Here is an 11,838-nt window from a genome sequence, read left to right as displayed (position 1 = left end):
ATGCTGGGCTATCTGGGCAAACGCCTGATCGGTCTCGTCGCCGTGCTGCTGGTGATGAGCTTCATCGTCTTCTGCCTGCAAAGCATTATCCCGGTCGATCCGGCGCGCGCCATGGCCGGCCCCACCGCGCCGCTGGCAACCGTCGAGATGGTGCGTGAAAAACTCGGCCTCAACGATCCGCTGAGCACGCAATATGTCCGCTTTCTGGGCAATCTTGCCGAGGGCAATCTTGGCACCTCGATCCGGACCCGACAGCCCGTTGCCGCCGATATCCGCAAATATGCACCGGCCTCGATCGAACTGGGCCTGGTCGCGATGCTCTTCGGTGTCGCCATCGCTGCAGTGCTGGCGATCCTGCAGAACAGTTCGCCACGCTCCGGCCCGGTGCCCGTGCTGGTGCTGGCGGCAGGTTCGACCCCGATTTTCCTGTCGGCGCTGCTGCTGGTCTATGGGTTCTGGTTCAAGCTCGGCTGGCTGCCCGGCATGGGGCGGCTCGATATCAGGCGCTTTGCCGGCCCCACCGGTCTCAACCTGATCGATGGTTTCCTGGTCGGCAAGCCCGAGGTCAGCCTCAATGCGCTGTCGCACCTGATCTTGCCCGGCCTGGCGCTGGCGTTGCCGATCGCCATCGCCGTCAGCCGCAGCCTGAATGGCGCGCTGCACGATGTGCTGAAGCAGTCCTACATCCGCACCGGGCGCGGCAAGGGGTTGAGCGAGGCGACCGTCGTCTTGCGCCACGGCCTTCGCAATGCGGCCTCAGCGCCGCTGGCGATGATCGGGCTGCAAGTAGGCCTGCTGTTTGGCAACCTGCTGATCGTCGAGCGCATTTTCGCCTGGCCTGGGCTGGGGCTTTACACCGTGCAGGCTTTTTCCAGCTCCGACCTGCCCGCCGTGCTTGGCGTCTCGATGGTGTTCGGGGCGTTCTACATCGTCGTCAATGCCCTGATCGAAATCTGCCAGTCGCTCGCCGATCCGCGCATCGGGCTCTAGCACTTGAGGAATTGTCCATGACCACCCCATCGGCGCCAGCAAGGCTGCGCCTCGGCATGATCACCCCGTCGTCCAATACCTCGCTTGAGCCAATGACGGCGATGCTGCTTGCCGGCACGCCGCAGATCACGGCGCATTATGCCCGCATCCGCGTCACCGAGATCACCATTGGCGCCAAGGGCCTCGCCCAGTTCGACGCCACGCCGATGCTCGATGCCGTCTCGCTCCTCGCCGACATGCGGCCGCAGGCGATCGTCTGGAACGGCACATCGGGCGGCTGGCGTGGCCTCGAAGCTGACCGCCAGTTGTGCCGGACGCTTGAGGATCACACCGGCATTGCCACCACCACCATGACGCTGGCGCTGGTGGATCTGCTGCGCAGGAAGCAGTTTAAGCGCATCGCCTTCGTCACGCCCTATACCGACGACGTGCAGGCGCGCATCCTGGAAACCTTCACCGACGAGGGCTTCGAGTGCAGCACTTCGCCCTGCCTCGGCATTTCCGAGAACTTTGCTTTTGCCACCGTCGCCGATGCAGCACTGGACGAGATGGCGTCGCGGGCGGCCGCCGACCGGCCCGATGTCATCCTGCCGTTCTGCACCAACCTTGCGGCCGCCAAACTGGCACTGGGCTGGGAGCAGCGTTACGGCATCCCGGTGTTTGATTCGATCGCCATGGCCGCCCGCGCCGGCATTGAGCTGGCTGGCGGCTCGGCCTCTTCTATTACGGGTTTCGGCAGTATCTTTGCGGACTGATTGGAGCGCTGGACATGAGCTATGACACAATCATTCGCGGCGGCACGGTGGTCACCGCCAGCGATACATTCAAAGCCGAGATCGGCATCCTCGGTAGGCGGATCGTCGCACTCGCCGATCACCTCGGCGATGCGATCGAGATCATCGATGCCACGGGGCTTTTGGTGATGCCGGGTGGCATCGACAGTCACGTCCACCTTGATCAGGCCGGCGCGCCGGGCATCGTCATGGCCGATGATTTTGCCAGCGGCACGCGCTCGGCAGTGGTGGGCGGCAATACTACGGTGCTGCCGTTCTGCCTGCAGCAGAAGGGCCAGACCTTGCGCGAGGCGCTTGCCGAGTATCAGGCCAAGGCGGCGGGCAAGTGCCATACCGATGTGGCGCTGCACCTGATCGTCACCGACCCGACGCCGCAGGTGCTTGGCCAGGAGCTGCCGGGGCTGATCGCCGAGGGCTATACCTCGATCAAGATCTTCATGACCTATGACGACCTCAAGCTCGCCGATCGGGACATCCTGGAAGTCCTCGATGTCGCCCGCGTGCATGGCGCACTGGTGATGGTGCATGCCGAAGGCTATGACGCCATCCGTTTCCTCACCGAACGGCTGGAGCGGCAGGGCAAGACTGCGCCGTTCTTTCATGGCCCGTCGCGCCCCATTCCGGTCGAGCGCGAAGCAACCCACCGCGCCATCAGCTTTGCCGAGATCGTCGATACCGAGGCGATGATCGTCCACGTCTCCAACCGCGCGGCGATGGAGGAAATCCGCCGCGCCCAGCAGCGCGGATTGAAGATTCACGGCGAGACCTGCCCGCAATATCTGGTGCTGACCGAAAGGGACATGGATCGCCCCGGCATGGAGGGTGCCAAATATGTCTGCAGCCCGCCACCGCGCGACAGCGACAGTCAGGCCGCCTGTTGGGAGGGGCTGCAACAGGGCGTGTTCGAGGTCTTTTCCTCCGATCACTGCCCCTATCGCTACGAAGACGAGGCCGGCAAAGCCGCGCCCAAGGGCAGACAGAGTTTTCGCTACGTGCCCAATGGCATTCCGGGGATTGCGACGCGGATGCCGATCCTGTTCTCGGAAGGTGTCGCCAAAGGCCGCATCGACCTCAACCGCTTCGTCGCCCTCACCTCAACCAACCACGCCAAGCGTTATGGTCTCTATCCGCAAAAGGGCACTATCGCGGTAGGCAGCGATGCCGATCTCGTGGTGTGGGACCCGCGCCGCGAGGTCACCATCACCCATGCGCTGCTGCAGGATGGCTGCGACTACACCCCCTATGAGGGCTTGAAGGTCACCGGCTGGCCGGTCCGCACCATCCTGCGCGGCGAGACGGTGATGGTGGATGGGGTGGTGACGCCGGGCAGTTCAGGCGTAGAGTTGCGACGCCCTGCTTAGCGGCACACCCTCAGACCATGGTTTTTAGCAAAACGGCCCGGTAGTCTGCCGCCGACATTGGTATGGGGTTGGTGGCGTGGCTGTGGTCGGCCAGCGCACCGCCGATAACGGCGTCCAGCATGTCCTCGGTGACGCCCAGCGTTCGCAAGCCGGGCGGCATTTGCAGGCGCTGATTGAGCGCTCGCAACTGCTCTGGCACATTGCTGCCGGCCGGCAGGTCCAGCGCTTTGGCCAGCAGCGCCAGCTTTTGCGGCGCGGCGCTGGCATTGAACTCCAGCACTTCAGGCATGAGGATGGCGTTGAGCGTGCCGTGATGCAGCGACACCGCTTTAAGGCCGCCCAGCGCGTGGGACAGCGAATGCACCGCACCCAGCCCCTTCTGGAAGGTCAGGCCGCCCTGCAGCGAACCCATCATCATTTCCGTGCGCGCCTCGATGTCTGCGCCATGGGTCACCGCCCGTTCGATGGCGCGCCAGATGCGGCCGGCGCCATCGAGCGCAATGGCTTCCGCCGGAGGATTGTAGCGGGGCGAGAACAGCGTCTCGATACAGTGCGAGAAGGCATCGAGCCCGGTCGCCGCCGTCAGGCTGGGCGGCAGGCCCAGGGTGAGTTCGGGGTCGCAGATTGCCCTGCGGGGGATCAGATGCGGGCTGATAAAGCCCAGCTTGCGTCCATCCGGCAGTGTCAGCAGCGCCGCGCGGCCCACCTCGGCACCGGTGCCTGCCGTGGTCGGGATGGCAATGACCGGCGCAACGCTGGCCGAGATGCGGTCCAATCCGCCCAGGATCATTGCATATTGCTCAAGCGGGCCGGGATGGCTGGCGAGCAGGGCGACGCCCTTGGCCAGATCGATCGGGGAACCACCCCCAAGCGCCACGACCCCGTCACAGCCCTCGGCCGCAAACATGGCGGCAGCCGCAACTACAGCCTCCTCGGTGGGGTTGGACGGGACATCGAGAAACACCGGTGTGCCCGCAGGGCAAAGCGCCCGCACCCGGTCGACCACGCCAGTGCGCGCCAGCCCGTGGTCGCTGACCAGCAGCGGCCGGGTGATGCCCAGGCTCTGCAGATGCTGGGGCAGCGTCTGCAGCACGCCGGCGCCGAACTCGATGGTGGTAAGATAGGTGATAAGGCTCATGGGTGACCTCAGTGAAGGCGCGCGGCGGATTCGGTGTCGACCATGTGTAGCAGCGACGGATCAATGCTGACAAAAAGTTCTGCCGGGCAGCCGGCAGGCCGGGCGACATCGGCGGAGGCGCTGACTTTGGTCCTATGGCATGGCTAGCCTGTCGGCGCGGCTGACGCGCCTGCGCCATTTGCTGAGCGATCCGCTGTTCATACCAGCAGCGTCGGGCCGCGGCATGGTGCCAACCCCGCATGCGGCAGCGCTGCAACCCGAACCGGATCCCCTGCTGGAGCGGTTCAATGACTTCGTCAATTCCGCCCATGTGTTCGACCCGGCGGTGCAGGCAGCGCTGGCGCTCAAGGCGCAGCACGCGTTCAAGTCCGAGCTGGACGATGAAACCCGCCGGGCGCTGTTTCCTCAAAACGCCGCCTAGCCATCGCTGACAAAAGACGGACGCTTAACCGCACTTTTCACCTGCTGGCCGCCGGCCAGCAGGTTTGCCCGGCCAACGGGCGGTTACCGGGTATCGCCACTCTGCGTGACAGCAATGCCGCCTCCCTAGCGTCCCGAACCGAATTTTCCACATCGACTTATTGCTAACTTTCCGTGCGCCATTTCCCCTCTTGCCAGCCGCAAAGTTTGGTGCGATCAAGATCAGGAAAACCTTTTCTCAAAGGGCAAAACGCCCAGGAAAAGCTTTTCGGGAGATTTTTCAGCGCCGCGAATGATCGCTGCCTGAGCAAGGGAGGAATGAATGACATTCTCGAAATGGCAGCGCTTTGGCCTGTCGACACTGACAGTGGCCACGCTGGCCTTGATGAGCACGGCGGCCCATGCCGAAAACCTCAGCATGTGGGTGCGCGCCAGCGGCGCCAATGCCGCTCAGGTGCTGGTCGATGGCTGGAATGCCAAGCATGACGACAAGATCGAAATCACCGTTATTCCAGACAACCAGATGGTCACCAAGCTGGCCACCGGCGTGCAGGCCAATGACGTGCCCGACGTGTTGTCGTTCGATCTGATCTTCATGCCCGATTTCATGAAGGCCGGTTTCCTGACCGATCTGACGGCGGACCTCGCCGCCGATCCGAACCAGGCCAAGGTCGCCAAGGCGTTCCAGGATCTGGCAACCTATGACGGCAAGAAGTACGGCACCGGCTTTACGCCGGACGTGTCGATCCTGCTCTACAACAAGGGGCTGTTCAAGGCCGCGGGTCTCGATCCGGAAAAGCCACCGACCACGCTGGCGCAGTTGCAGGATTATGCCACCAAGATCCACGCCATTGGCGACGATACCTTCGGCTACTACTTCTCCGGCTCCTGCCCGGGCTGCAATATCTTCACCCAGGCGCCGATGATGTGGGCTTCGGGTGCGCATGTGCTGCCCACCGGCCCCGGCGACGAACCGCTGGAAGGCCCCGGCGTCAAGGAAGTGCTGACCATGCTCCATGACATGTGGGCCGCTGGCGTCATTCCCGAAAGCGCCGAAGCCGACACTGGCGCCAACTTCATCGCCACTTTCGAAACCGGCAAGATCGGCATGGTGGGCTCGGGCGGCTTTGCCGTGGCGGCGCTGAAGACCGATCACCCTGAAATCGACTTCGGCATTGCGCCGCTGCCGGGCATCAATGAAGGCCAGGCCTCGTCCTTCGTCGGCGGCGACGTGATCGCCATCCCGACCGGTTCGAAGCACCCTGATATCGCCAAGCAGTTCATCCTGTGGCAGCTGACCGACGAGGCCCAGCTCGAAGGTCTTGCCGCGCATAACATCCTGCCCTCGCGCACCGATCTGGCTGACAACAAGTACTTCCAGGCCGAGCCGCGCTACATCACCACGGCCAAGGCCGTCGGGATCGGCCAGACGCCTTATGCGCTGCACTTCAACGACATGGTCAATTCCGACTCCAGCCCCTGGATCCAGATGCTGCAGGCAGCCGTGTTCGATGGCGACGTTGACGGGGCAATCGCCACCGCGAAGGACGCCATGAAGGCCATCGCCAACCAATAATCCGCCCTCCCCCTGCTTGCGGCGGCTCTCCCGTCGCCGCAAGCTCCTCTGCCGTCCAACGCGGACGAATGTTATTTCGAGGACTGGATCATGAACCCGGCCAGCAAGACCTATGTCGGCTTTCTCTACGTTGTTCCGGCGCTGCTGTTCGTCGCCGTCTTCGTGTTTTATCCGCTGAGCCAGTTGATCTGGATTTCGCTCACCGATGCGTCGCTGCTGGGCGGCGGCAAGTTTGTCGGTTGGGACAATTACGCCAAAGCCTTCAGCGACAAGGCCTTTTGGCAGGCGCTGGGCTTTACCCTCAAATATACGCTGTGGATCACTCCGATCCTGATCATTCTGGGCTTCGCGCTGGCGCTGCTCGTGGTCCCGAACCGGCCGCTGCCGAAACTGGCGCGCACGATCGTGTTCCTGCCGGTGGTGATCGGGCTGGGCAGTTCGTCGCTGCTCTGGGTCTGGCTGTTCGATCAGCAGGTCGGTCCGCTCAATCGCATCCTGATGGACCTGCACGTCATCGCCAAGCCGATGGCCTGGTTCACCAAGGCCGATACCGGCTATTGGGCCGCCATCATCTCGGTGATCTGGAAAGTGGTCGGCTTTGGCATGATCCTGTTTGTGGCGGCGATCAATTCGATCAGCCATGAGGTCAATGAAGCGGCGATGATCGATGGCGCCAGCTATTGGCAGCGCGTCACCCGAATCATCCTGCCGTTGAGTTGGCGCACCATCGTGCTGGCGACCCTGATCTCGGCCATCGGCTCGATGCTGGCCTTCGACCAATTTTACATCCTGACCGGCGGCGGGCCGCGCGGCCAGACCTTCACCTCGGTGTACTGGATTTACCAGAACGCCTTTGTCTATTTCAAACTGGGTTATGGCGCCGCGCTGTCGCTGATCCTGGCGGTAATCATTTTGATCGGTGCTGCCGTGCAGATCTGGATGACCCGCCCGAGGAGCCCATCATGACCCTGTTGCAAGCTGCCAACGCCCCGGTCGCGGTCGCGGTCGCCGACCAGGGCCGCATTGCCGGCGAAAAACGCTCGATCGGCTATCTGATCGGCGCCATCTGCCTGTTCGTCGTGGCGCTGATGATTTCGCCGCTGGTGCTGTCGTTCCTCGCTTCGATCAAGACCAAGGCCGATGCGGCGCAGGTGCCGCCCGGCTATCTGCCCCAGCAACTCAGCGCCAATGGCTATATCCAGGTCTATAATTTCCAGGCCGGCCTGCCGAGCTATGTCTGGAACAGCCTGTTTACCGCGACGCTGACCATCGTGTTCTGCCTGGTGCTGGCGGTTCCTGCCGGCTACGGGCTGGCGCGGTTCAAAATCCCGTTCAAGGAATTGTGGTTCCTGCTGCTGCTGGCGACCATGATGATCCCGTTCCAGGCGCTGCTGGTGCCGCTTTATCTGATGTTTGCCAAGATCGGCCTTGCCAACAACCATTTCGGCCTGGCGATCGTGCATACCGTGATCCAGTTGCCGTTCAGCGTTTATCTGATGCGCAACGCCTTTGAAGGCGTGCCGCGCGAACTCGAAGAAGCCGCAGTCATCGATGGCTGCAACTCGTTCACCGTGCTGCGCCGGATTTTCCTGCCGCTGGTGGTGCCCGGCATGGTGACGGTGGCGCTCTTCGCCTTCATCACCTCGTGGAACGAGTTCATTGCCGCGCTGATCTTCATGAACAAGGAGACTACCTTCACCGTGCCAATCATGCTGGTATCGGTGCGCACCGGCCGGCTGGGCGCGGTGGATTGGAGCACCCTGCAGGCCGGCGTGCTGCTGTCGATCCTGCCCTGCGTTTTGATCTATCTGTTGCTGCAGCGCTATTACGTCTCCGGCTTCCTGAGCGGCGCGGTCAAATAGCATGCAGGTGAACAGGTGAACCCGCCCCCATCCAGACCCCCCGGTAAGACTGGTGCCTTTGGCAGCGGTGCGCCGACGATCCACGACGTTGCCAAGGCGGCTGGAGTCAGCATTGGCACCGTGTCCAAGGCGCTCAACGATCAGGGGCGCCTGCGCGAGGAAACCCGCGTGCTGGTGCGCGAAACCGCGGCCCGGCTGGGCTTTCGTCCCAACGATCTGGCGCAGGCGCTGCATCGCGGCAAGAGCCTGACCGTGGGCATGATTTCAAGCGACAGCTTTGGCCGCTTTACCATGCCGATCATGGAAGGGCTGGAGGGGTATCTCGCTGGCGAAGGCATTTCGGTATTCATGTGCAACGCCACCGACGATCCGGAGCGCGAACGGCTGCATATCGAGCAATTGCTGGGCAAGCGGGTCGATGGGCTGGTGTTCACCTCTCGCCGGGCCGACCGACGCCCCACCGCCGACATGACCCATCTGGGCGTGCCGACGCTGTTCGTTTATGCGCAATCGCACGATCCCATGGCTGCGTGCCTGTTGCCCGATGATCAACAGGGCGCCCGCGACGGCGTGCTGCATCTGGCGCGGCTGGGCCGCAAGCGCATTGCCCATGTCACCGGGCCGGATCGGTTCGAAGCCGTGGTTCTGCGGCAGACGGGATATCTGCAAGCGCTGCAGCAATCGGGCATCGACAACTATCACATGCTGCTCAACGGGCCATGGCTGGAAACCTGGGGCCATGACGCCGTGGCGCAGTTGTTCGACCATGGCGGCGAGCGGCCCGATGCGGTGTTCTGCGGCAATGACCAGATCGCCCGTGGGGTCATCGACGCCCTGCGAGAGCGCCGCATCGCTGTGCCTGGCGACGTCGCCGTGGTCGGCTTCGACAACTGGGACGTGATGACCATGGCCACGCGGCCGGCGCTCACCTCCGTCGATATGAATTTACGCGGCATGGGCAAGGAAGCCGGGGTTCGGCTGATGGCAATGATCCGCGGCGAAACCTTTACCGGCATCACCCGCCTGCCCTGCTCGCTCGCGGTCCGCCAATCCTGCGGCGCCACCAGCGCCACCTGAACAAGAAGAACACCGAGGAAACGACCATGCGCAATTATTCACCAGTCAACTTCACCAATGTCCGGATGCAAGGCGACTTCTGGCGCGAGCGCCTCGATACGGTTTTGAACCGCACCATCGAGAGCCAGCATGCCAAGCTGGTTGAAATGGGCATGATCGAATCGCTGGAATGCACCCAGCCGCCACCGCCGCTGCGCATCGCCCGCAGGAACGATGGTTTCACCACCCAGATTTTCTGGGACAGCGATATCGGCAAGTGGATCGAAGCGGCCAGCTATGCCCTGGGCCATGGCAAGAATGAGCGCATCGAAGCCCAGATCGATGAGATCACCGATCTCTATGCCAAGGTGCAGTTGCCGGACGGGTATCTGAACACCTGGTATATCGGCCGCGAGATCGACAAGCGCTGGACCAACCTGCGCGACAATCACGAGCTCTATAACGCCGGGCACCTGCTCGAAGGCGCCATTGCCTATTTCCAGGCGACCGGCAAGCGCAAGCTGCTCGATGTGATGGAAAAGTATGTCGATCACATCGCGGCAACCTTCGGCACCGGTCCGGGGCAGAAGCGCGGCTATCCCGGCCACGAGGAAATCGAGCTGGCGCTGGTCAAGCTCTACTATGTCACCAAGGCGCAAAAGCACCTCGACCTGGTGGTGTATTTCATCAACCAGCGTGGCGCCCAGCCGCATTACTTCGATGAAGAAGCCATCGCCCGCGGCGATGATCCGAAGAAGTACTGGGCGGGCACCTACGAATACAGCCAGGCGCACATTCCGGTGCGCGAGCAGACCAAGGTGGTGGGCCACGCCGTGCGCGCGTTCTATCTTTACACCGCCATGGCCGACATCGCCGCCGAGATCAACGATCCGGCGCTGAAGAAAGCCTGCGAACTGCTGTGGGACGATGTGATGAGCAAGCGCATGTACGTCACGGCGGGCTTTGGCCCCTCGGCGCACAATGAGGGCTTCACCACCGATTACGACCTGCCCAACGACACCGCCTATGCCGAAACCTGCGCCACCGTGGCGATGGTGTTCTGGGCGCAGCGGATGCTGAACCTTGATCTCGACGGCAAGTATGGCGACGCGCTGGAGCTGGGCCTGTTCAACAGCGGCCTGTCCGGCCTGTCGCTGGAAGGAACGCATTACTTTTACGAAAACAAGCTGGAAAGCGACGGCACCCACCAGCGCTGGGCCTGGCACAATTGCCCGTGCTGCACGATGAATGTGTCGCGGCTGGTGGCCTCGATCGGCGGCTACTTCTATTCGACCGGCAAGGACCTGATCGCGGTCCACCTTTATGGCGGCACCAGTGCCACCATCGACCTTGGCGGCAAAAAGGTCGTCCTGACCGAAAAGAGCGACTTCCCCTGGTCGGGCAAGGTCGACATTTCGATCGACCCGGAACAGTCGAGCGAATTCACCCTCAAGCTGCGCATCCCGGCCTGGGCCGACGGGACCAAGGTCGCGGTCAATGGAACGGCGATCGATATCGCCACCAATACCGACAAGGGCTATCTTGCCATCAAGCGCACCTGGGCCAAGGGCGACAGCGTCACCATGGACCTGCCGATGCAGGTCCGCCGGCTCTATGCCCATCCGAAAGTGCGCATGGACGTCGGTCGCGTTGCCCTCAGCCGTGGTCCGCTGGTGTATTGCGTCGAGCAGACCGACAACCCCGGCGCGCTGGTTTCCGAACTGAAATTGCCGCGAACCGCAGAGATTCACGTCGAGGAGCGAAAAGAGCTGCTCGGGGGTATCAAAGTGCTAACGGCAAACGCCATTGCGCTAACCGAAGGTGACTGGGGCGGGGACACGCTGTATCGCACCGCGCCGCCCACCGAAAAGCCTGCCAGCATGACCGCCATCCCTTATTACATCTGGAACAATCGCGGCCCGAGCCGGATGCAGGTGTGGATCAACGAGCAGCAGTGATTTTGGAGAAGACCATGCCGCATGTTGAAATCCGCAACGTTACCAAGCGCTTCGGCACCTTCGAGGCCATCAAACATCTCGACCTCAGCGTCGAGCAGGGTGAATTTTGCGCCCTGCTCGGCCCCTCCGGCTGCGGAAAATCCACCCTGCTGCGGATGATTGCCGGGCTTGAAGCGGTGACCGAAGGCAAAATCCTTATCGGCGGCGTCGACGTCACCGATACCCACCCCGCCAAGCGCCGCATCGCCATGGTGTTCCAGTCCTATGCGCTTTATCCCCACCTGACCGTCCGGCAAAACATCGCCTTCAGCCTCTCGGTCGCCCATGCCCCCAAGGCCGAGGCGGCCAAGCGCGTCGATGACGTCGCGCGGATGCTGCAGCTCGATCATCTGCTGGATCGCAAGCCGGCGCAGCTTTCGGGTGGTCAGCGCCAGCGCGTCGCCATCGGCCGCTCGCTGGTGCGCGACCCGGAAGTTTTCCTGTTCGATGAACCACTTAGCAACCTCGACGCCATGCTGCGCGTGCAGATACGGCTGGAGCTGGCGACACTGCACCAGACGCTGAAAACGACGATGATCTACGTCACCCACGACCAGGTCGAGGCGATGACGCTGGCCGACAAGATCGTGGTGATGGAGAACGGCTCGATCTCGCAGATCGGCACGCCGCTCGAGCTCTATAAC

General features: G+C 62.7%; 11 protein-coding genes. 10 read left to right on the top strand and 1 reads right to left on the bottom strand.

The genetic code is table 11. The features are described 5' to 3' along the window. Genes ABIT12_RS15910 through hydA form a run of 3 tightly spaced genes read left to right on the top strand, consistent with a single transcriptional unit; the run spans position 1 to position 3,145 of the window. Positions 1-990 carry an ABC transporter permease gene (locus ABIT12_RS15910; RefSeq protein ID WP_348041228.1) on the top strand — a complete coding sequence of 330 codons (990 nt, stop codon included), beginning with the start codon at positions 1-3 and terminating at the stop codon, positions 988-990. A gap of 17 nt (positions 991-1,007) precedes the next feature. Continuing rightward, positions 1,008-1,745 (top strand): Asp/Glu/hydantoin racemase, encoded by a 738-nt coding sequence (locus ABIT12_RS15905; protein ID WP_348041226.1) that lies wholly within the window; start codon positions 1,008-1,010, stop codon positions 1,743-1,745. Between the two features lie 14 nt (positions 1,746-1,759). Further along, the gene (hydA, locus tag ABIT12_RS15900; RefSeq protein WP_348041224.1) at positions 1,760-3,145 is read left to right on the top strand and encodes a dihydropyrimidinase; all 1,386 of its coding nucleotides are present in this window, start codon (positions 1,760-1,762) and stop codon (positions 3,143-3,145) included. 10 nt (positions 3,146-3,155) lie between these two features. Here the strand turns inward: hydA and ABIT12_RS15895 are convergent, their stop codons facing one another. Further along, a complete protein-coding gene (locus tag ABIT12_RS15895) occupies positions 3,156-4,283 on the bottom strand; it encodes an iron-containing alcohol dehydrogenase (RefSeq protein ID WP_348041222.1) in 1,128 nt (375 codons plus the stop codon). 139 nt (positions 4,284-4,422) lie between these two features. Between ABIT12_RS15895 and ABIT12_RS15890 the strand changes: the two genes are divergently transcribed. From ABIT12_RS15890 to ABIT12_RS15860, 7 genes are all read left to right on the top strand, one after another. Beyond that, complete coding sequence (locus ABIT12_RS15890; protein ID WP_348041220.1) at positions 4,423-4,704, top strand: hypothetical protein; 282 nt, start codon at positions 4,423-4,425, stop codon at positions 4,702-4,704. Between the two features lie 321 nt (positions 4,705-5,025). Then, positions 5,026-6,279: a sugar ABC transporter substrate-binding protein gene (locus tag ABIT12_RS15885; protein WP_348041218.1), complete on the top strand. Its 1,254-nt coding sequence runs from the start codon at positions 5,026-5,028 to the stop codon at positions 6,277-6,279. Between the two features lie 90 nt (positions 6,280-6,369). Then, entirely contained in the window at positions 6,370-7,245 is an 876-nt protein-coding gene (locus ABIT12_RS15880; RefSeq protein WP_348041216.1) for a sugar ABC transporter permease, read from the top strand. Continuing rightward, complete coding sequence (locus ABIT12_RS15875; protein ID WP_348041214.1) at positions 7,242-8,141, top strand: carbohydrate ABC transporter permease; 900 nt, start codon at positions 7,242-7,244, stop codon at positions 8,139-8,141. Before ABIT12_RS15880 ends, ABIT12_RS15875 begins: the two co-directional genes overlap by 4 nt. Positions 8,142-8,156: 15 nt before the next feature. Further along, positions 8,157-9,218 (top strand): LacI family DNA-binding transcriptional regulator, encoded by a 1,062-nt coding sequence (locus ABIT12_RS15870; RefSeq protein ID WP_348041212.1) that lies wholly within the window; start codon positions 8,157-8,159, stop codon positions 9,216-9,218. 26 nt (positions 9,219-9,244) lie between these two features. Then, positions 9,245-11,155 carry a beta-L-arabinofuranosidase domain-containing protein gene (locus tag ABIT12_RS15865; protein WP_348041210.1) on the top strand — a complete coding sequence of 637 codons (1,911 nt, stop codon included), beginning with the start codon at positions 9,245-9,247 and terminating at the stop codon, positions 11,153-11,155. A 14-nt stretch (positions 11,156-11,169) separates the two neighbouring features. Next, a partial coding sequence (locus ABIT12_RS15860) for an ABC transporter ATP-binding protein (protein WP_348041208.1) occupies positions 11,170-11,838 on the top strand: 669 nt, incomplete at its 3' end.

Origin of the sequence: Devosia sp. (assembly GCF_039927955.1) — a bacterium.
Classification (GTDB): Bacteria; Pseudomonadota; Alphaproteobacteria; order Rhizobiales; family Devosiaceae; genus Devosia.
The sequence above is the reverse complement of the archived record's forward strand: the minus strand, read 5'-3'. Positions and strand labels throughout refer to the sequence as shown.

What these genes read in the sequence shown, in the direction of transcription:
- ABIT12_RS15905 (WP_348041226.1), top strand. Translation starts at nt 1,008, where the DNA reads ATGACCACCCCATCGGCGCCAGCAAGGCTGCGCCTCGGCATGATCACC.
- ABIT12_RS15880 (WP_348041216.1), top strand. Translation starts at nt 6,370, where the DNA reads ATGAACCCGGCCAGCAAGACCTATGTCGGCTTTCTCTACGTTGTTCCG.
- ABIT12_RS15895 (WP_348041222.1), bottom strand. Translation starts at nt 4,283, where the DNA reads ATGAGCCTTATCACCTATCTTACCACCATCGAGTTCGGCGCCGGCGTG.
- ABIT12_RS15910 (WP_348041228.1), top strand. Translation starts at nt 1, where the DNA reads ATGCTGGGCTATCTGGGCAAACGCCTGATCGGTCTCGTCGCCGTGCTG.
- ABIT12_RS15875 (WP_348041214.1), top strand. Translation starts at nt 7,242, where the DNA reads ATGACCCTGTTGCAAGCTGCCAACGCCCCGGTCGCGGTCGCGGTCGCC.
- ABIT12_RS15865 (WP_348041210.1), top strand. Translation starts at nt 9,245, where the DNA reads ATGCGCAATTATTCACCAGTCAACTTCACCAATGTCCGGATGCAAGGC.
- ABIT12_RS15885 (WP_348041218.1), top strand. Translation starts at nt 5,026, where the DNA reads ATGACATTCTCGAAATGGCAGCGCTTTGGCCTGTCGACACTGACAGTG.
- hydA (WP_348041224.1), top strand. Translation starts at nt 1,760, where the DNA reads ATGAGCTATGACACAATCATTCGCGGCGGCACGGTGGTCACCGCCAGC.
- ABIT12_RS15890 (WP_348041220.1), top strand. Translation starts at nt 4,423, where the DNA reads ATGGCTAGCCTGTCGGCGCGGCTGACGCGCCTGCGCCATTTGCTGAGC.